This is a genomic window from Klebsiella sp. Q2 (genome assembly GCF_009900705.1).
Classification (GTDB): domain Bacteria; phylum Pseudomonadota; class Gammaproteobacteria; order Enterobacterales; family Enterobacteriaceae; genus Klebsiella; species Klebsiella quasipneumoniae.
This window is the reverse complement of sequence record NZ_JAAABE010000003.1, coordinates 197510-215724: the sequence shown is the minus strand read 5'-3', so window position 1 is coordinate 215724 and position 18215 is coordinate 197510. Positions and strand designations below refer to the sequence as shown.

General features: G+C 59.3%; 17 protein-coding genes, 1 pseudogene and 1 riboswitch. Of the genes and pseudogenes, 7 read left to right on the top strand and 11 right to left on the bottom strand.

Annotation, left to right across the window (positions count from 1 at the left end):
• Positions 1-34: 34 nt before the first annotated feature.
• Genes parE through nudF form a run of 5 tightly spaced genes read right to left on the bottom strand, consistent with a single transcriptional unit; the run spans position 35 to position 4439 of the window.
• A complete protein-coding gene (gene parE, locus GT756_RS12765; protein ID WP_080936050.1) occupies positions 35-1930 on the bottom strand; it encodes a DNA topoisomerase IV subunit B in 1896 nt (631 codons plus the stop codon).
• Positions 1931-1960: 30 nt separating this feature from the next.
• Complete coding sequence (gene yqiA, locus GT756_RS12760; RefSeq protein ID WP_004205236.1) at positions 1961-2536, bottom strand: esterase YqiA; 576 nt, start codon at positions 2534-2536, stop codon at positions 1961-1963.
• Positions 2536-3363, bottom strand: a complete 828-nt coding sequence (gene cpdA / locus GT756_RS12755; protein ID WP_004205237.1) for a 3',5'-cyclic-AMP phosphodiesterase — start codon at positions 3361-3363, stop codon at positions 2536-2538. The genes yqiA and cpdA overlap by 1 nt, the downstream gene beginning before the upstream one ends.
• A gap of 24 nt (positions 3364-3387) precedes the next feature.
• Positions 3388-3810: a DUF1249 family protein gene (locus GT756_RS12750; protein ID WP_004205239.1), complete on the bottom strand. Its 423-nt coding sequence runs from the start codon at positions 3808-3810 to the stop codon at positions 3388-3390.
• Complete coding sequence (nudF, locus tag GT756_RS12745; protein WP_004205241.1) at positions 3807-4439, bottom strand: ADP-ribose diphosphatase; 633 nt, start codon at positions 4437-4439, stop codon at positions 3807-3809. The genes GT756_RS12750 and nudF overlap by 4 nt, the downstream gene beginning before the upstream one ends.
• Positions 4440-4635: 196 nt before the next feature.
• On the opposite strand from nudF, the gene tolC reads away from it, so the two are divergent.
• The 3 genes from tolC (at position 4636) to GT756_RS12730 (ending at position 8101) form a co-directional block, all read left to right on the top strand.
• Positions 4636-6096 carry an outer membrane channel protein TolC gene (gene tolC / locus GT756_RS12740; protein WP_004205242.1) on the top strand — a complete coding sequence of 487 codons (1461 nt, stop codon included), beginning with the start codon at positions 4636-4638 and terminating at the stop codon, positions 6094-6096.
• 167 nt (positions 6097-6263) lie between these two features.
• Positions 6264-6935 (top strand): DUF1190 family protein, encoded by a 672-nt coding sequence (locus GT756_RS12735; RefSeq protein WP_002916849.1) that lies wholly within the window; start codon positions 6264-6266, stop codon positions 6933-6935.
• A gap of 5 nt (positions 6936-6940) precedes the next feature.
• Positions 6941-8101: a glutathionylspermidine synthase family protein gene (locus GT756_RS12730; RefSeq protein WP_017899748.1), complete on the top strand. Its 1161-nt coding sequence runs from the start codon at positions 6941-6943 to the stop codon at positions 8099-8101.
• 44 nt (positions 8102-8145) lie between these two features.
• On the opposite strand, the gene ygiD is transcribed toward GT756_RS12730, so the two are convergent.
• The gene (gene ygiD, locus GT756_RS12725) at positions 8146-8937 is read right to left on the bottom strand and encodes a 4,5-DOPA dioxygenase extradiol (protein WP_004205244.1); all 792 of its coding nucleotides are present in this window, start codon (positions 8935-8937) and stop codon (positions 8146-8148) included.
• A gap of 186 nt (positions 8938-9123) precedes the next feature.
• Between ygiD and zupT the strand changes: the two genes are divergently transcribed.
• On the top strand, positions 9124-9894 hold the full coding sequence (zupT, locus tag GT756_RS12720; RefSeq protein ID WP_049093666.1) for a zinc transporter ZupT: 771 nt from the start codon (positions 9124-9126) through the stop codon (positions 9892-9894).
• Positions 9895-9957: 63 nt separating this feature from the next.
• On the opposite strand, the gene ribB is transcribed toward zupT, so the two are convergent.
• On the bottom strand, positions 9958-10611 hold the full coding sequence (gene ribB, locus GT756_RS12715) for a 3,4-dihydroxy-2-butanone-4-phosphate synthase (protein WP_017899745.1): 654 nt from the start codon (positions 10609-10611) through the stop codon (positions 9958-9960).
• A 105-nt stretch (positions 10612-10716) separates the two neighbouring features.
• Positions 10717-10868, bottom strand: a riboswitch (FMN riboswitch).
• A 120-nt stretch (positions 10869-10988) separates the two neighbouring features.
• On the opposite strand from ribB, the gene GT756_RS12710 reads away from it, so the two are divergent.
• Positions 10989-11261, top strand: a complete 273-nt coding sequence (locus tag GT756_RS12710; protein ID WP_048295602.1) for an accessory factor UbiK family protein — start codon at positions 10989-10991, stop codon at positions 11259-11261.
• 34 nt (positions 11262-11295) lie between these two features.
• Here GT756_RS12710 and glgS read toward each other — a convergent pair whose 3' ends face one another.
• Positions 11296-11493: a cell surface composition regulator GlgS gene (gene glgS / locus GT756_RS12705; protein WP_004205248.1), complete on the bottom strand. Its 198-nt coding sequence runs from the start codon at positions 11491-11493 to the stop codon at positions 11296-11298.
• Here glgS and GT756_RS25890 point away from each other — a divergent pair.
• Positions 11485-11631: pseudogene (locus GT756_RS25890) on the top strand (hypothetical protein); the annotation flags it as partial. The gene glgS and the pseudogene GT756_RS25890 overlap by 9 nt on opposite strands.
• 80 nt (positions 11632-11711) lie before the next feature.
• Here the strand turns inward: GT756_RS25890 and hldE are convergent.
• The 3 genes from hldE to GT756_RS12690 are packed head-to-tail and all read right to left on the bottom strand — an operon-like array spanning position 11712 to position 17360.
• Positions 11712-13145, bottom strand: a complete 1434-nt coding sequence (hldE, locus tag GT756_RS12700; RefSeq protein WP_064187774.1) for a bifunctional D-glycero-beta-D-manno-heptose-7-phosphate kinase/D-glycero-beta-D-manno-heptose 1-phosphate adenylyltransferase HldE — start codon at positions 13143-13145, stop codon at positions 11712-11714.
• 58 nt (positions 13146-13203) lie between these two features.
• Positions 13204-16041, bottom strand: coding sequence for a bifunctional [glutamate--ammonia ligase]-adenylyl-L-tyrosine phosphorylase/[glutamate--ammonia-ligase] adenylyltransferase (gene glnE / locus GT756_RS12695; RefSeq protein WP_174562439.1), 2838 nt, complete (start codon positions 16039-16041; stop codon positions 13204-13206).
• Between the two features lie 20 nt (positions 16042-16061).
• On the bottom strand, positions 16062-17360 hold the full coding sequence (locus GT756_RS12690; protein ID WP_160124832.1) for an inorganic triphosphatase: 1299 nt from the start codon (positions 17358-17360) through the stop codon (positions 16062-16064).
• Between the two features lie 214 nt (positions 17361-17574).
• On the opposite strand from GT756_RS12690, the gene GT756_RS12685 reads away from it, so the two are divergent.
• Positions 17575-18195: a TIGR04211 family SH3 domain-containing protein gene (locus GT756_RS12685; RefSeq protein ID WP_004205252.1), complete on the top strand. Its 621-nt coding sequence runs from the start codon at positions 17575-17577 to the stop codon at positions 18193-18195.
• The last annotated feature ends 20 nt before the right edge of the window (positions 18196-18215 follow it).

Genomic DNA, 18215 nt, shown 5'->3' with positions numbered 1-18215 from the left:
AGGCTCCCTTTTACGTCTGGCGCAGCGTGCGGTCTTACACTTCCAGGTCCGCCATATCGCCCTTCTCCTGCAGCCAGTTGCGACGGTCTTCAGAACGCTTCTTGGCCAACAGCATATCCATCATCGCCGTGGTCTGCTGCTCATCCTCATCGCTGATCACCAACTGCACCAGGCGGCGGGTATTCGGGTCGAGGGTGGTTTCCCGCAGCTGCATCGGGTTCATCTCGCCGAGACCTTTAAAGCGCTGGACGTTTGGCTTGCCTTTCTTGCGCTTTAGCTGCTCCAGCACGCCGGTTTTTTCTTCTTCCGTTAGCGCGTAGTAAACCTCTTTGCCGAGGTCGATACGGTACAGCGGCGGCAGCGCCACGTAGACGTGCCCCTCTTTCACCAGAGTACGGAAATGTCTCACGAACAGCGCGCACAGCAGCGTGGCAATGTGCAGGCCATCGGAGTCCGCATCCGCCAGAATACAAATTTTGCCGTAGCGCAGCTGGCTTAAATCATCGCTATCCGGGTCAATACCAATCGCCACCGAAATGTCGTGCACTTCTTGCGAAGCTAACACTTCATCGGAAGAGACTTCCCAGGTATTAAGGATCTTGCCTTTCAGCGGCATGATCGCCTGATATTCACGATCGCGCGCCTGCTTGGCTGACCCGCCCGCCGAGTCCCCTTCGACGAGGAACAGTTCGGTACGGTTCAGATCCTGGGCGGTGCAGTCGGCCAGCTTACCCGGCAGCGCCGGACCGCTGGTCAGCTTTTTGCGCACCACTTTCTTGGCGGCGCGCAGACGACGCTGGGCGCTGGAGATGGCCATCTCCGCCAGCAGCTCCGCAGCCTGCACGTTCTGGTTCAGCCACAGGCTGAAGGCGTCTTTCACCACGCCGGAGACGAACGCCGCGCACTGACGCGACGACAGGCGCTCTTTGGTTTGCCCGGCGAACTGCGGATCCTGCATCTTCACCGACAGCACGTAGGCGCAGCGATCCCAGATATCTTCCGCCGACAGTTTCACCCCGCGCGGCAGAATATTACGGTACTCGCAGAACTCACGCATCGCGTCCAGCAGCCCCTGGCGCAGGCCGTTGACATGCGTCCCGCCCTGCATGGTCGGGATCAGGTTGACATAACTCTCGGTCAGCAGCTCGCCGCCTTCCGGCAGCCACAGCAGCGCCCAGTCCACCGCCTCCGTCTCACCGGAGAAGGTGCCGACGAAGGGTTTTTCCGGCAGCAGCGGCAGGCCGTTCACCGCTTCGCTAAGGTAGTCGTTAAGGCCATCGGCATAGCACCAGCTCTGCTCGCTGTTGTTGACCTGATCGCGGAAAACAATTTCCACGCCCGGGCACAGCACCGCTTTCGCTTTTAACAAGTGGGTCAAACGCGAAACGGAGAAGCGCGGGCTATCGAAGAAGCTTTCGTCAGGCCAGAAATGGACGCTGGTCCCGGTGTTGCGTTTACCGCAGGTGCCGGTGACGTGCAGGTCTTCTACTTTCTCACCATTCTCAAAGGCGATGCTGTAGATCTGACCGTCGCGACGCACGTTGACCTCCACGCGTTTAGACAGGGCGTTGACCACCGAAATCCCCACCCCGTGCAGGCCGCCGGAAAACTGGTAGTTTTTGTTGGAAAACTTACCGCCCGCGTGCAGTCGGCAGAGGATCAGCTCAACCGCCGGCACCCCCTCTTCCGGATGAATGTCGACCGGCATCCCGCGCCCGTCGTCAATCACCTCGAGGGACTGGTCGGCGTGCAGGATCACTTCCACGCGTTTGGCGTGGCCTGCCAGCGCTTCGTCCACACTGTTATCAATCACTTCCTGACCAAGATGGTTAGGACGGGTGGTGTCGGTATACATGCCCGGACGGCGGCGCACCGGCTCTAGCCCGGTGAGTACCTCAATGGCATCAGCGTTATATGAAGATTGCGTCATGGTGTGTATTCGTAGGTCGTTCAGGGCCGTTTAGCGCAGGCCGAGAAATTCGATAATCTGAGTGAAATGATCGTCAAAGCCGACAAATGCGTGATTACCGCCCTCCTCCACCGTCTGCCGGCAGGAGGCGTAGTAATGAACGGCCTGGCGGTAATCAAGCACTTCATCCCCGGTCTGCTGCAGCAGCCAGAGTAAATCCGGCGCTTCGAGCGGGTCGATTTGCATAACTTTGAGATCGTAAATATGGCGAGACTCTAGCACATATTGCTGCCCGGTGTATGGATTCTCATTGTGGCCGAGAAAATTGTTCAGCAGCTCAAACGGCCGCACCGCCGGGTTAACCACTACCGCTGGCAGCATAAAGCACTGCGACAGCCAGGTGGCGTAGTAGCCGCCCAGCGACGACCCTACGACCCCCAGCGGCTCGCCGCCGTGCTCCAGCACGATGGACTCCAGCAGCTCCGCCGTTTCCGCCGGGTAAGGCGGCAGCTCCGGCACCACCATGGCGATCTCAGGATAGTGCTGCGCCAGCCAAGTCTTTAACGCCGTCGCCTTCGCCGAGCGTGGAGAACTGTTAAAGCCGTGCAGATAAAGGAGCGTCGCCATCAGTAGCCTTCTGAAGCAATATCCGGATGAAACGCCGCGCCTTCCAGGCGGCACACTTCGGTGGTCAGCGTTCCGTCAGGGTGAAGCTCCAGCCAGCGCCAGCCCGGCGACACCGTATCGAGGGTGAAATTGGCGCAGTGCGGCTTGAACTGAACGCAGGTCGACGGCGTCGCCATCATACGTCGGCCATTCCAGTCGAGATCCAGCTCCTGATGAATATGGCCGCACAGCAGATGCTTCACCCGCGGCCAGGCGCTCAGCGCGCTGTCCAGCGCGCCGGCGTTGCGCAGACTGTGTTGATCCAGCCAGCTGCAGCCGGCCGGCAGCGGATGATGATGCAGCAGGAGTAAGGTATAACGCTCCGGCGCCTCCGCCAGCTTATGTTCGAGCCATTCCAGCTGGAAGTCGCTCAGCTCGCCATGGGGAACGCCAAACACCTGGCTGTCCAGCAGCAGGATCTGCCAGTGGTCGCCGAGAAACACGCGCTTGGCGGGGGAAATGCCCGACTCCTGCAGGGTGCTGTACATCGCCGGCTGGAAATCATGGTTGCCCGGTAGCCAGACGCAGGGTGCAGCGAAACTCGCGATGCCCTCAGCAAAATGCTGGTAGGCCGCGGAGGAGTGATCCTGCGCCAAATCGCCTGTTGCGACAATCAAATCGCATGGACGCTGTGAGGCATGAATGGCCGACAGTACGGCCTGATAGCTTTCCCAGGTATTGATGCCTAACAACGTTTCATGTTTTTCAGCAAACAGGTGAGTATCAGTAATTTGTAAGATCCTGACTCTGGCCTCACCAGCCAGAGGTAGGTTTAACAGGCTTTCCAAATGGTGTCCTTAGGTTTAACGACGCTAACAAACCGGAATCGCCATCGCTCCATGTGCTAAACAGTAACGCAGCCAGTCGGCCAGAAACTGGTTAATTTGATGCTTTTCGTCGCGTTGATGCAACTTTTTATTAGGATAATCATATCGCGCTTTGAAGCGAAAGATCTGCTGACTCGAACACACTTCGGCCACCATGGCGTCATGGTAGAGGCGAACGGTCATGGATGGCAGACTCCAGTAGCTCACCGCTGGCAGAGTCTGCTCTATCGCCACCAGAGTAGTGTAGCGGGTTGATTCCGTTATCGTTAACCGATATTGCGCGCTTCCCACCTGATAGCTCACCTTCTCACCCGCTGCATCCGTTCGCGGCAACAGGCGGCGCAACTGGGCGAAATTGGTCTCGCACAGGCGCATCATCTCAGGGAAGTCAGGTGTATAACGCTTCATTTTGTCCACTCGTTTCGTAAATTGTGATAATGCAATTGCAGCCATTGCAAGGCGATGACAGAGGCTGCGTTGTCGATTTTCCCCTCTTCTACCCACTGGTAAGCCTGCTCCCGGCTTACCACATGCACCCGAATATCCTCATTTTCCTCGGCCAGGCCGTGAATGCCTTTTGCCGTCGATGCATCAACTTCGCCCACCAGGATCGATAACCGTTCACTGGTGCCGCCCGGACTGGCCAGATAGCTTAATATTGGTTTCGTCCGCCCAACTTCAAGCCCGGCCTCTTCCAGCGCTTCCCGACGGGCGACATCTTCCACCGTCTCACCCGCCTCGATCATGCCGGCGACCATTTCCAGCAGCCACGGGCTCTCGCTGGTATCATAGGCGGCGATACGGATTTGTTCGACCAGCACCACTTCGTCCCGCACCGGGTCAAAGGGTAGCAAGACGGCGGCATGCCCGCGCTCAAAAATTTCACGGGTGACTTCGCCGCTCATGCCGCCGTTAAACAGGCGGTGGCGAAAACGGTATAAATCGAGTGAAAAAAAACCACGATACAGCGTTTCGCGTGCAATAATTTCTACATCATTTTTGGAGAAGGTAATTCCCTGGTGGATGGGTTTGCTCATTGTTATGTCCTGCTAATCCGAAATGAGGGATTTCCAGACCGTTTGGCTACCGTTTTACGGTCCGTATGTTAGATTGGTGCAAATTACCGCCGGATGGCACGTAACGCCAACTTTTTACGGCGGCAGAATCGATACAATCAGCGGAATTTTTCTTAGAATTAGACCAGCGCTAAATGCTTCACAACAAGGAATGCAAATGAAGAAATTGCTCCCCATTCTTATCGGCCTGAGCCTGACCGGGTTCAGCGCCATGAGCCAGGCGGAAAACCTGCTTCAGGTTTACCAGCAGGCGCGCATCAGCAACCCCGATCTGCGTAAATCGGCAGCCGATCGTGACGCCGCATTCGAAAAGATCAACGAAGCGCGCAGTCCATTACTGCCTCAGCTCGGGCTGGGAGCGGATTATACCTATACCAGCGGCTTCCGTGATTATAAAGACCAGAATTCTAACGTCACCAGCGGCTCGCTGCAGTTAACGCAGGTTCTGTTTGATATGTCGAAATGGCGCGCCCTGACGCTGCAGGAAAAAGCGGCAGGCATTCAGGATGTCACGTATCAGACCGATCAGCAAACGCTGATTCTGAATACCGCGACGGCCTATTTCAAAGTGCTGGCCGCCATCGACACGCTCTCTTATACCGAAGCGCAGAAACAGGCTATTTACCGTCAGTTGGATCAAACCACCCAGCGCTTTAACGTCGGTCTGGTGGCGATCACCGACGTGCAGAACGCCCGCTCACAATACGACGCCGTGCTGGCGAACGAAGTGACCGCGCGTAACGATCTCGACAACGCCGTGGAAGAGCTGCGCCAGGTTACCGGCAACTACTACCCGGAGCTGGCCTCCCTGAACGTAGACGGCTTCAAAACCAGCAAACCGCAGGCGGTGAACGCCCTGCTGAAGGAAGCGGAGAACCGCAACCTGTCGCTGCTGCAGGCGCGTCTGAATCAGGACCTGGCCCGCGAGCAGATTCGCCAGGCGCAGGACGGCCATTTGCCGACCCTGGATTTAAACGCCTCGTCTGGCGTTTCCAACAACCGCTACAGCGGCTCAAAAAGCATCTCGCAAGATGCTGATATCGGTCAGAATAAAATCGGCCTGAGCTTCTCCCTGCCGCTGTACCAGGGCGGGATGGTTAACTCGCAGGTCAAACAGGCGCAGTACAATTTCGTCGGCGCCAGCGAGCAGCTGGAAAGCGCTCACCGCAGCGTGGTCCAGACCGTGCGTTCTTCGTTTAACAACGTGAATGCCTCTATCAGCAGCATCAACGCCTACAAACAGGCGGTGGTCTCTGCGCAAAGCTCCCTGGATGCGATGGAAGCTGGCTACTCGGTGGGTACCCGTACTATCGTTGACGTCCTCGACGCCACCACCACGCTGTACAACGCCAAACAGCAGCTCTCTAATGCGCGCTACAACTACCTGATCAACGAGCTGAACATCAAGTCGGCGTTAGGTACGCTGAACGAGCAGGATCTGATCGCCCTGAACAACACCTTGGGCAAACCGATCTCGACCTCTGCCGACAGCGTCGCGCCGGAAAATCCGCAGCAGGATGCCACTGCCGATGGTTACGGCAACACGACTGCGGCTATGAAGCCGGCGTCCGCACGGACGACGACCCATAGCAGCGGCAGCAATCCGTTCCGTCAGTAATTTTCATACTGTGACGCGCATCGCCTGTCCGTCGGACAGGCGATGCGTTAAACGTAAGGCAACGTAAAGATCCCCCGCTTAGCGCCCCTCTTCGCTTCATTTTCCACCACTCATCCTCTATCCTGAGCGTTAACACACGCCATACCACTGGGTCCTGGAAGACAAATATGAAACGGACAAAAAATATTAATCATTCGTCGTTCCGCAAAAGCTGGAGCGCACGCCACCTGACGCCGGTCGCCCTGGCCGTCACCGCGGTCTTTATGCTTGCCGGTTGTGAAAAAAGCGACGAAACGGTCTCGCTGTACCAGAACGCCGATGACTGCTCCGCCGCCAACCCGGGCAAAGCAGCCGAATGCACCACGGCCTACACCAACGCGGTGAAAGAGGCAGAGCGCACCGCGCCGAAATATGCCACCCGCGAAGACTGCGTCGCCGAGTTTGGCGAAGGTCAGTGCCAGCAAACGCCTGCCCAGGCGGGCGTCGCCCCGGAAAACCAGGCGCAGGCGCAAAGCAGCGGTAGCTTCTGGATGCCGCTGATGGCCGGCTACATGATGGGCCGCCTGATGGGCGGCGGCATGGCGCAACAGCAGCCGCTGTTCAGCTCCAAAAACCCTGCCAGCCCGGCCTACGGTCAGTACACTGACGCCAGCGGTAAGAGCTATGGCGCCGCCCAGCCGGGCCGCACCATGAACGTGCCGAAAACCGCGATGGCGCCGAAACCGGCAACCACCACGACCGTCACCCGCGGGGGCTTCGGCGAGTCGGTGGCGAAGCAGTCGACCATGCAGCGTAGCGCCGCAGGCTCAACCTCTTCTTCTCGCTCAATGGGCGGCTAAGCAACATGGAAAGAGTCAGCATTACCGAGCGCCCGGACTGGCGCGAGAAAGCGACCGAATACGGCTTCAACTTCCACACCATGTACGGCGAGCCCTACTGGAGCGAAGAGGCTTATTACAAGCTGAGCCTCGCCCAGGTGGAAAAGCTGGAGGAGGTCACCGCCGAGCTGCATCAGATGTGTCTTCAGGTGGTGGAAAAAGTGATCGCCAGCGATGAGCTGATGGCCAAATTCCGCATCCCTAAACACACCTGGGGCTTTGTGCGCCAGTCGTGGAAAACCAACCAGCCGTCACTCTACTCACGTCTCGACCTGGCCTGGGATGGCGTCGGCGAGCCGAAGCTGCTGGAGAACAATGCCGACACGCCGACCTCGCTGTATGAAGCGGCCTTCTTCCAGTGGATCTGGCTGGAAGACCAGCTCAACGCCGGCAAGCTGCCGGCGGGCAGCGACCAGTTCAATAGCCTGCAGGAGAAGCTGATCGATCGCTTCGGTGAGCTGCGCGAGCAGTTTGGCTTCCAGCTGCTGCATATGGCCTGCTGCCGCGATACCGTTGAAGATCGCGGCACCGTGCAATATCTGCAGGACTGCGCCGCCGAGGCGGGGCTGGCGACGGAATTCCTCTACATCGAAGATATTGGACTGGGTGAAAAAGGCCAGTTTACCGATCTCCAGGATCAGGTGATTGGCAACCTGTTCAAGCTCTATCCGTGGGAGTTTATGCTGCGGGAGATGTTCTCCACCAAGCTGGAAGACGCTGGCGTCCGCTGGCTGGAGCCGGCGTGGAAGAGCATCATCTCCAACAAAGCGCTGCTGCCGATGCTGTGGGAAATGTTCCCCAATCACCCAAATCTGCTGGCGGCTTACTTCAGCGAAGATGCCCATCCGGAGATGGAGAAGTACGTCATTAAGCCGATCTTCTCTCGCGAAGGCGCCAACGTGTCGATCGTTGAACAGGGCAAGGTGGTGGAGTCGGTGGAAGGTCCGTATGGGGAAGAAGGCACTATCGTGCAGGAATTTTACCCGCTGCCGAAGTTTGGTGACAGCTACACGCTGATTGGCAGCTGGCTCATCAACGATCAGCCCGCCGGGATCGGCATTCGTGAAGACCGGGCGCTGATAACCCAGGATCTGTCGCGTTTCTATCCGCACATTTTCGTCGAATAATGTCGCGCTCCGGCGACGATACCGCCGCCGGAGCTCAATTTTTATCAGGCGCCAACCACCACCGACAGCATACTCAGCGAGCCCATCTCGATGCCATCGACCGGGGTCGAAATCGCCTCCACGCCATCCCATGCCCCCAGCACGTATAACAGCGGCAGGAAATGCTCCGCCGTTGGGTTGGAGAGCGAGCCCCCTTCGTGTGCCAGGTAGTTAACCAGCGGGTGCTGATCGTCCGGGCCCTGCCATTGCAGATTCGCCTTCACGTAGTTGTTGAAGGACTCCGCCCACGGATACGGCGTGTTCTCGCCATGCCAGCGGGCGGTACGCAGGTTGTGCACCACGTTGCCGCTGGCCACCAGCATAATCCCTTCATCACGCAGCGAGGCCAGCTTTCGCCCCATTTCGAGATGCCAGGCCGGCGGTTTGGTGCTGTCGATGCTCAGCTGAACCATCGGGATATCCGCCTGCGGATACATCTTGATCAGCACGCCCCACGAGCCATGGTCAAATCCCCAGGCTTCTTTATCGAGAGTGACCGGCACCGGCGAGAGCAGCTCCACCAGCCGTTGCGCCAGCGCCGGGGAGCCCGGCGCCGGGTAATGGGTGTCATACAGCGCCTGCGGGAAACCGCCGAAGTCGTGAATGGTCTTCGGGGCCTCCATCGCCGTCACGCCCGTACCGCGCGTGAACCAGTGCGCAGAGACCACCACGATCGCTTTCGGACGCGGCAGGGTTTCGCCCAGGTGAGCCCAGGCGCGGGTATAGCGGTTGTCTTCCAGCACGTTCATTGGGCTGCCATGGCCGAGAAACAACGCGGGCATTCGGGTACGGGACATGATGATATCCTTAGGGTGTCAATGTGATGTGCTCACATTACGCGCTTTTGCGCCAGGATAAACTCAGATAACCATGATGATGATCGTCAGAAAATTTGAATGTAATTCGCGGTAAAGGGAGCTGTCCCGTACGCGCATCCTCAGGCAATATACTCCTATGCACTTATTTTCGCAGGGAGAGAAGCGATGTCATCACCCTTAATATTGACGCTGTTAGCCGGTAGCGCAACCTTTATAGGCGCCATTTTCGGCGTGATTGGCCAGAAACCCTCTAACCGCCTGCTGGGCTTCTCCCTCGGCTTTGCCGCCGGGATCATGCTGTTGATTTCGTTGATGGAAATGCTGCCTGCCGCGCTGGCCGCCGAGGGCATGTCGCCGCTGCTCGGCTACGGAATGTTTGTTTTCGGCCTGCTGGGCTACTTTGGTCTCGATCGCCTGCTGCCGCATGCCCACCCGCAGGATTTGATGACCCCCGCCGCGCCGCGCCCGCGCAATTTACGCCGCACCGCCATTCTGCTGACGTTGGGTATCAGCCTGCATAACTTTCCGGAAGGGATCGCCACCTATGTCACGGCCAGCAACAACCTCGAGCTTGGCATGGGAGTGGCGCTTGCCGTCGCCCTGCACAATATTCCTGAAGGATTGGCCGTTGCCGGGCCGGTATATGCCGCCACCGGATCGCGCAGTAAGGCGGTGCTCTGGGCCGGTCTTTCCGGCATGGCGGAGATTTTGGGCGGCGTGCTGGCGTGGCTGATTCTGGGTAGCCTGGTCTCGCCGATGGTCATGGGCGCGATCATGGCCGCCGTCGCCGGGATTATGGTGGCGCTGTCGGTCGATGAACTGATGCCGCTGGCGAAAGAGATCGATCCGCAAAGCAACCCGAGCTATGGCGTTCTGTGCGGGATGTCGGTGATGGGGCTGAGTCTGGTGGTGCTCCAGACGATGGGCATCGGTTAAGGCACAGAAACAAAACAGCCCACTAATAAGCGGGCTGTTTTCACTGGCGTTGTCAGCCGCTGATTAGCTGGCTTTACGCTCATGTTCGCGACGATAGGCCACCAGATCTTCAATCGTGACCACCGCCATATTGTGCTGCTGAGCGAACGCGATGCACTCCGGCGCGCGCGCCATGGTGCCATCGTCATTGGTCAGCTCGCACAGCACGCCTGCCGGTTTGAAGCCAGCGAGGGTCACGAGGTCAATAGTGGCTTCGGTATGGCCGCCGCGGGTCAGTACGCCGCCCGGCTGCGCCCGCAGCGGGAAAACGTGGCCAGGACGGTTGAGATCGGAAGGTTTCGCGCCGTCGGCAATCGCCGCGCGGACGGTGGTCACGCGGTCAGCAGCGGAAACGCCGGTGGTCACGCCTTCCGCCGCTTCGATGGTTACGGTAAAGCCGGTGCCGTAGGCGCTGGTGTTGTTCTCCACCATCATCGGCAGATCCAGCTGTTTGCGGCGATCTTCGGTCAGGCACAGGCACACAATGCCGCTGCCGTGACGAATGGTCAGCGCCATCTGCTCTACGGTCATGGTTTCGGCGGCGAAGATCATATCGCCTTCGTTTTCACGGTCTTCATCGTCAAGCACCATCACGCCGCGGCCTTCGCGCAGGGCGTCCAAAGCGTGTTCCACACGTTCAAAAGCGGTACCAAAAGAAGAAAGGAGCGTCTGATTCATGGTAAAAAAACCTCATTAAAATTATGGTTACCAGAATCAGGGCAGTCTTAGGAGCGCCGGTTTAGCGGCAAAAGTCAACGCGAGCGGGCCTGGGCCCGACTGTGCCGTTACTCTCTCCCATCCGGACTTTAACCGTCGGCCCCGGAATTACACCGGATCTGCTGACCTTCCCGTAGTCACGGGAAGCGCTCGCGGGCTTTCAACGCCATGGTTGATTTACCGCCGGTGGGGAATTTCGCCCCGCCCTGAGAATAAGCGAGATAACTATAACGCTATTGACTATCCTCGGCAATGCATAAGCTTCAAACATTTCTGGTTTATAGGCGGCCTGGTTCGCACTACAATGATCAATCATCCGACCCGAGCAGGAAACCACCATGATTGACCCGAAAAAAATTGAACAAATCGCCCGCCAGGTCCATGAGTCGATGCCAAAAGGACTTCGCGATCTGGGTGAGGATGTTGAAAAGAAAATCCGCCAGGCGCTGCAGTCGCAGCTGACCCGTCTGGACCTGGTTAGCCGCGAAGAGTTTGACGTGCAGACTCAGGTTCTGCTGCGGACCCGCGAAAAACTGGCGCTGCTGGAACAGCGCCTGAATGACCTCGAAAACCGCCCGGCGACGACGCCTGACAGCGAAGAGCAGCAGTAAAAAAACGGGCCCTCAGGGGCCCGTTTGCGTTGGCTTAGTGTGCGGCTTCCGCCGGGCTGTTCACCTGACGACAGTACAGTTCATAGCGCTGGCAAAACCATTCACGATGTTCTTCATCCATATTGCCGACAATGGCCTGAAGATCAACTGGCTGGCCCTGGGCGTGCATTCTGGCGAAACTCCGTGCCAAAAAATCAAAATTCTTCATTGAATACATGTCGTTATGGTTCATGCGCATACTCCTTCAGCGGTGGATGTTCTGATCAGTCATATGCCTTTTACTCACTTCAGTATTTACGCTTACCTTAACGCCATCTGTACGAAAAATGCGCTTAATATGATTATTTATTGCGCCAAATCATTTTCCACATCATTAAATAAAAACGGCCCGCGATATCGCTATCGCAGGCCGTGATGCCGCACCGTTATGGCGGGGGAATAGCGAAACGGTTATTTTTCGCTATCTTTTTGTATTTTCTTAATAATGTTGGTGGTTGAGCAACCATCTTCAAAGTTGAGCACCAGCACTTCGCCACCGTTCGCCCAGACCTCTTCACTGCCGGCGATCTGCTCCGGTTTGTAGTCGCCGCCTTTCACCAGCAGATCCGGCAGGATCCCGGCAATCAGGCGCTGCGGTGTATCTTCTTCGAAGGAGACCACCCAGTCGACCGCCTCCAGCGCCCCCAGCACGATCATCCGCTGCTCCAGCGGGTTTACCGGGCGGGTTTCGCCTTTCAGTCGTTTGGTGGAGGCATCGCTGTTGACCGCCACGATCAGACGGTCGCCCAGTTTGCGCGCATTCGCCAGATAGGAGACATGGCCGGCGTGCAGAATGTCGAAGACGCCGTTGGTCATCACCACTTTCTCGCCGCGCTTGCGCGCCGCCGCAACCGCCTGTTTGAGTTCTTCTTCGCTCATCACGCCAAAGCCGGTCTCAGCCCGGCCGCGGACCGCGTTTTCCAGCTCGACAGGGGAAACGGTGGATGTACCCAGCTTACCGACCACCACGCCCGCCGCGGCGTTAGCGAAATAGCAGGCCTCTTCCAGGGTGTTGCCGGACGCCAGGGTCGCCGCCAGTACGCCAATCACCGTGTCGCCGGCGCCGGTGACATCGTACACTTCCTGAGCCTGGGTCGGCATATGCAGCGGCGGACGCCCCGGCTGCAGCAGCGTCATCCCCTGCTCTGAGCGCGTCACCAGCAGCGCTGACAGTTCGAATTCGGCGATAAGCTTCATGCCGCGCTCAACGATCTCCGCTTCATCCTGGCACTTGCCCACCACCGCTTCAAACTCAGAGAGGTTCGGGGTGAGCAGCGTTGCGCCGCGATAGCGTTCGAAATCGGTACCTTTCGGATCGATCAGCACCGGCACGCCTGCTTCACGGGCGAGCTTGATCATCGTCTGGACGCTGGTCAGCGCCCCTTTGGCGTAATCCGAGAGAACCAGCGCGCCAATGGCGCCCAGCGCCTGCTGAATGCGCTCGTGCATCGGCTGCGGATCAACGCCGGAGAAGCCCTCTTCAAAGTCGAGGCGGATCAGCTGCTGGTTGCGCGACAGCACCCGCAGCTTGGTGATGGTCGGGTGAGTCGGGACGGAGACGAAGTCGCACTTCACATTGACGTTGGCCAGCGCCTGGCTCAGCGCGCGAGCGGCGTCATCAATCCCGGTCAATCCCACCAGGCGCGACGTCGCCCCCAGGGAGGCGATGTTCATCGCTACGTTTGCCGCGCCGCCAGGACGTTCTTCGATATTTTCCACCTTCACCACCGGCACCGGGGCTTCCGGGGAAATACGACTGGTGGGGCCGTACCAGTAGCGGTCCAGCATCACATCACCCACCACCAACACTCCTGCACGTTCAAACTCCGGCAGCGTTACTTTCATGACTCTCTCCTGCGAGACGCAAACTTTGCGCGCGATAATAGCACACCCGATTTTATAGTTAAGCCATCAGCCACTTCTGCCAGCTGGCGCTGACCTGCTCACGCTCCCGGCTGAATGCCTCCGGCGCCACGTGTCCCGGCAGCTCCTGCAGGGCCAGGTGATGGAGCGCATCACGCAAGGTGGTGTACGCGTGCGTTAAAGCTCGCGCTTCCTCCTCGTCCATGATGTCGTTCTGCGCCAGCAGCTCGAGAATACGCACGTTATCAGACCAGCGGGTCAGCTTTGGCTTGTCGCTGGCATAGCGTAGGACCAGATACTGGGTAATAAATTCAATATCCGTGATCCCACCGGCATCGGCTTTGATATCAAAACGATCGGCATGTTTGTTGCCAAGGTGGGCACGCATCTTCTCGCGCATCTCGCGAACCTCGGTCTGCAGGGTCGCACCATCCCGCACGGTGGTCAGAATATCGCGCCGAATGGCGTCAAATCGCGCCTGCAGCGCCGGGTCGCCATAGACCACGCGAGCGCGCACCAGCGCCTGATGCTCCCATGTCCAGGCTTCGTTCTGCTGATAGTCGGCAAACGCGTCGGCGGTGGTGACCAGCATCCCCGCCGCGCCGGAAGGGCGCAGCCGGGCGTCAACTTCGTAGAGAATACCGGACGAAGTGCGGGTGCTGAACAGATGCATGATCCGCTGAGCCAGCCGCAGGTAGAACTGACGGCCGTCGATTTCCCGCTCGCCGTCGGTCATCACCTCCGGCGGGCAGTCATGGAGGAACACCAGGTCGAGATCGGAACTGTAGCCCAGCTCCCAGCCGCCGAGCTTGCCGTAGCCGACGACGGCGAAGCCGCGCCCCTGGCGATCGTGCAGATGGGTCGGCTGGCCGTAGCGGGCCACCATCTGTCCCCATGCCTGCTGCACCACCGCGTCGAGGATGGCTTCGGCAAGCCAGGTTAAGTGATCGCTAACCTTCATCACCGGTAGCGTGCCAGCGATATCCGCCGCGGCGATATGCAGCTGCTGCGCCTGCTTGAACTGGCGCAATGCCTCCAGCTGCTGCTCTTCATCCTCTTCCGGCACCCGCAGCAGATACTGACGCAGCTCATCGCGATAGGCATCGGTCGCCGTCGGCTGATAGAGGGTGTTGGGATCCAGCAGCTCATCAAGCAGCAGGGGGTGGCGCGCCAGCTGGCTGGCGACCATCGGCGACGCGGCGCAGAGCGTAATCAGGTGCTTCAGCGCGCCGGGGAATTCGCTCAGCAGTTCAAGATAGGTGGTGCGAGTGACGATCCCGGTCAACAGCGGCATGATCCGCGCCAGAGGCAGCGGCGCATCGGCGCGCGAGCAGATTTCGCTCAGCAGATGCGGCATCAGTTGATCCAGCACCTGGCGGCCGCGCGGGCCGATGGTGCGCCGATCCAGCTCTTTACGGAAATCGGCTATCAGCGCCAGCACGCTGCGGCGGTCGGCGTCGTTTAAATGCGCCAGCGCCGGGCTGGCGTCATCTTCTTCCAGCGCATCCTGCCACAGCTCGCGCCAGTACTCGGCGAGCTGCTCATCCGGCGACTGAGCCTCATCATCGCCGATCAGCTCATTAAACACCCGCCGCACGCTGGCCATATGGCTCGCCAGCTGCGCGCTCAGCGTCGCCCAGTCATCGGTATGCATCCCCCACGCCAGCCTGGCGCGGTTCAGTTCATCCTGCGGCAGAGTCTGGGTCTGCTCATCGTTGATACTCTGCAGCAGATTTTCCAGCCGGCGCAGGAACAGATAGGCCGCGCGCAGCAGCGCCGCGTCGCCTTCCGGCAGCAGATGCAGCTCATCAATCGCCGCCAGCGTCGGCAGCAGCGCCCGCTGCTGCAGCGCAGGTTCGCGACCGCCGCGGATCAGCTGAAAGACCTGCACGATAAATTCAATTTCACGGATCCCGCCGGCGCCGAGCTTGATGTTGTCTTTCAGCCCGCGACGCCGCACTTCGCGAGCGATCATCCCTTTCATGTTACGCAGCGACTGGATCACGCTGAAGTCGATATAGCGGCGGAAGACGAAGGGGCGAAGCATCGCGCGCAGCTCGCTGGCGTAGGCGTCGTCGTTATCGCCCATGATCCGCGCTTTCACCATCGCGTAGCGTTCCCAGTCCCGGCCTTGCTCCTGGTAATAATCCTCCAGCGCCGCAAAGCTGAGCACCAGCGGCCCGCTGTCGCCAAACGGTCGCAGGCGCATGTCCACCCGATAGACAAAGCCGTCCTGCGTCGGCTGGTCGAGCGCCTTGATCAGCCGCTGCCCCAGGCGGGTAAAGAACTGGGCGTTATCCAGCTCGCGGCGGCCGCCGCGGGTGGCGCCATGCTCAGGCCAGGCAAAAATCAGATCGATATCGGAAGAGAAGTTCAGCTCGCCGCCGCCCAGCTTTCCCATCCCGAGGATCAGCAGCGGCTGCGGCTGGCCCTCGGCGTTGCAGGGCGTTCCCCACTCCTTACAGCAGGCGGCATACAGCCAGTCGCGAGCGGCGACAATCAGGGTCTCTGCCAGGACGCTCAGCTGCTGCAGCGTCTCTTCTTCGCTTACCAGCGACAGCGCCTGCGCCCAGGCAATGCGGACCATCATCTGGCGGCGGAAAAGACGCAGCTCTCGCATCAACCCCGCTTCGTCAGCCACCGCTTGCAGGCGATCCTGCAGCCAGGTCTCGTAATGCCGCCACTCTTCCGCCTCCGGCGAGGAGTCCGCAAGCTCGTTCAGACAGCCTGGCTGGGCGATCACACTCTGTTCGACAAAATCACTGAACGCCATCACCGACCGGGCCTGCGGGCTCAGTTCGGCGACGGGAAAATCCGCTGGCAGGCGGTCAGCGACCGTCTGCCAGTGCTGCTGTAACTGCGAAGAAAGCGGCATCATAGGGGCTCCCTGGCCTGTAATTATCGTTTTCCACTATGCAGCCAGAACGGCTCGGCAGCCAGCGCCTGGCGACGGAAATATTCAAAGACGCTGCGGTCGTCATGCTCTATCGCACGCTGAAGCTCCTGCCAGTTCTCCAGCCACGGCGCGACGGCGTCGCCATAGGCGCCCGCCAGCAGCTGGACGCTGTCGATATCGCGGGACAGCTTCGGCAACTGGTCGGCGGCATCTTCAACCGCCAGATGCTGCACGGCGCTGCGCAGCTCGGCCGCCACCCGCGAGAGGTTAATATCGGCAAACCGTTTGAACGATCCGGCTATTTTTTTCTCTCCCGCCTCGTTGAGGAACGGACGCCAGCCGCGCTGGACCAGCCATTCGGTCAGCGCCAGTTTGGCGGCGACGACCTCGGTGCAGAATAACGCCTCCTCGGCGGTGTCCGCGGCCAGCAGCGCGGCTTCGGCGTCGTTCAGCAAGACACGGAGGTGGGTGGTCGCCTTCCGCGGCACGATGCCGCCGAACAGCACGAGGGCATGGCGCACGCGGGCCAACGCCAGCAGGATTTCCGCTTTAGCTTTCGCGTTGCCGCGCAGCCAGACCTCATCGTGATACAGCCAGTGCGCCAGGGCGCTCTCCAGCGCCGCCTCCAGCCCCTGCTCCACGCTGGCCTTCGCCGCCACCGGCAGCACCGCCAGCCGGGCCACCGGGCGCTCATTGTTGCCTTGCGCCAGATGATACCCGCGCGCGGCTTTGCTCAGGCTCCCCTGACGCAGGACGCCGCTCTCCAGCAAACGCTGCGCGAAGCGCAGCAGATCGGCGGTCTCCCCGGCGAGCAACTCCAGCTCCAGCTCGCAGATCGGCTCCTGATGCTCGCCCGCCTTCACTTCGCCGCGATCGAGAGCAATCTCAATCTCACTCTTTCCTTCCTGGATCACCCAGCGTTCACGGGAAAAATCGGTGCTGAACAGCGGCTGGACATGCTCCGCCAGCGCGGTCGGAAGTTCCCCTTGCGGCCAAACCTCCGCCGGCAGGCGCTCAAGCGCCAGCTCCGGTTTATCCAGGGGAATATTGTATTCCGGGCGCTGGTGCAGGCCGCCCACCACCCGACCGGCGATTTTCAGCGTCATTTCATAACGCCCCTGATCGCCGCGGATGCGCAGCCCCATGTCGTGACGACGCAGCCAGTTATCGGCGGTTTCGTAATAAATGTTCAGCAACTGGCCCGCGGGCGTATGTTTCGCCTCGAGCGCATTGAGCTGCTCGCGCAGCGTCTCTACCCCATCCTGAGCGACGATAAACTTAAGTTCGATTTCTTGAGCCATGACTGAATTCTTCCGCTTCTGTGCTGCGCCGACAAATTGCGGCGAACTTACGACGATATTTTTTGTCAGTAGATAGTATTTTGCGGCGAATCGCCATGCAACGCGCTTTTTGCCGGGCCACCTCCTGGATGATTCCGATTGTGGCGGAAAACTTTGCGTCGCTCTGGCGATGCCTCTACTATCGTTCCACTTTTTATGACCAAACGATGACCTGATGCCAAAATTACGCCTGATTACTTTTACTTTGCTCGCGCTTAGCGCCGCCACGGCGGTTCACGCAGAAGAAAAGCGCTACGTTTCCGATGAGCTGAACACCTGGGTTCGCAGCGGCCCGGGCGATAATTATCGTCTGGTCGGCACCATCAACGCCGGGGAAGAAGTGGCGGTGCTGCAAACCAACGACAGCACCAGTTACGCGCAGATCCGCGACGCCAATGGGCGTACCGCCTGGATCCCGCTGAAAGAGCTGAGCAACGAGCCCAGCCTGCGCACCCGCGTCCCGGATCTGGAAAACCAGGTCAAAACGCTGACCGATAAACTGAATAATATCGACGCCACCTGGAACCAGCGCACGGCGGATATGCAGAAGAAAGTCGCCGGCAGCGACAGCGTGATCAACGCGCTGAAAGACGAGAACCAAAAGTTGAAAAATGAGCTGGTTGTCGCGCAGAAGAAGGTGAATGCGGCGAATCTGCAGCTTGATGACAAACAGCGCACCATTATCATGCAGTGGTTTATGTACGGCGGCGGCGTGTTGGGCGTCGGTCTGCTGCTGGGTCTGGTGCTGCCGCATCTGGTGCCAAGCCGCAAACGTAAAGACCGGTGGATGAACTAATTCGTCTTCTCTGCCAGACT

What these genes read in the sequence shown, in the direction of transcription:
- GT756_RS12735 (WP_002916849.1), top strand. Translation starts at nt 6,264, where the DNA reads ATGAAACGGACAAAAAATATTAATCATTCGTCGTTCCGCAAAAGCTGG.
- tolC (WP_004205242.1), top strand. Translation starts at nt 4,636, where the DNA reads ATGAAGAAATTGCTCCCCATTCTTATCGGCCTGAGCCTGACCGGGTTC.
- GT756_RS12730 (WP_017899748.1), top strand. Translation starts at nt 6,941, where the DNA reads ATGGAAAGAGTCAGCATTACCGAGCGCCCGGACTGGCGCGAGAAAGCG.
- zupT (WP_049093666.1), top strand. Translation starts at nt 9,124, where the DNA reads ATGTCATCACCCTTAATATTGACGCTGTTAGCCGGTAGCGCAACCTTT.
- yqiA (WP_004205236.1), bottom strand. Translation starts at nt 2,536, where the DNA reads ATGGCGACGCTCCTTTATCTGCACGGCTTTAACAGTTCTCCACGCTCG.
- ribB (WP_017899745.1), bottom strand. Translation starts at nt 10,611, where the DNA reads ATGAATCAGACGCTCCTTTCTTCTTTTGGTACCGCTTTTGAACGTGTG.
- parE (WP_080936050.1), bottom strand. Translation starts at nt 1,930, where the DNA reads ATGACGCAATCTTCATATAACGCTGATGCCATTGAGGTACTCACCGGG.
- glgS (WP_004205248.1), bottom strand. Translation starts at nt 11,493, where the DNA reads ATGAACCATAACGACATGTATTCAATGAAGAATTTTGATTTTTTGGCA.
- ygiD (WP_004205244.1), bottom strand. Translation starts at nt 8,937, where the DNA reads ATGTCCCGTACCCGAATGCCCGCGTTGTTTCTCGGCCATGGCAGCCCA.
- GT756_RS12750 (WP_004205239.1), bottom strand. Translation starts at nt 3,810, where the DNA reads ATGAAGCGTTATACACCTGACTTCCCTGAGATGATGCGCCTGTGCGAG.
- glnE (WP_174562439.1), bottom strand. Translation starts at nt 16,041, where the DNA reads ATGATGCCGCTTTCTTCGCAGTTACAGCAGCACTGGCAGACGGTCGCT.
- GT756_RS12685 (WP_004205252.1), top strand. Translation starts at nt 17,575, where the DNA reads ATGCCAAAATTACGCCTGATTACTTTTACTTTGCTCGCGCTTAGCGCC.
- GT756_RS12710 (WP_048295602.1), top strand. Translation starts at nt 10,989, where the DNA reads ATGATTGACCCGAAAAAAATTGAACAAATCGCCCGCCAGGTCCATGAG.
- nudF (WP_004205241.1), bottom strand. Translation starts at nt 4,439, where the DNA reads ATGAGCAAACCCATCCACCAGGGAATTACCTTCTCCAAAAATGATGTA.
- hldE (WP_064187774.1), bottom strand. Translation starts at nt 13,145, where the DNA reads ATGAAAGTAACGCTGCCGGAGTTTGAACGTGCAGGAGTGTTGGTGGTG.
- GT756_RS12690 (WP_160124832.1), bottom strand. Translation starts at nt 17,360, where the DNA reads ATGGCTCAAGAAATCGAACTTAAGTTTATCGTCGCTCAGGATGGGGTA.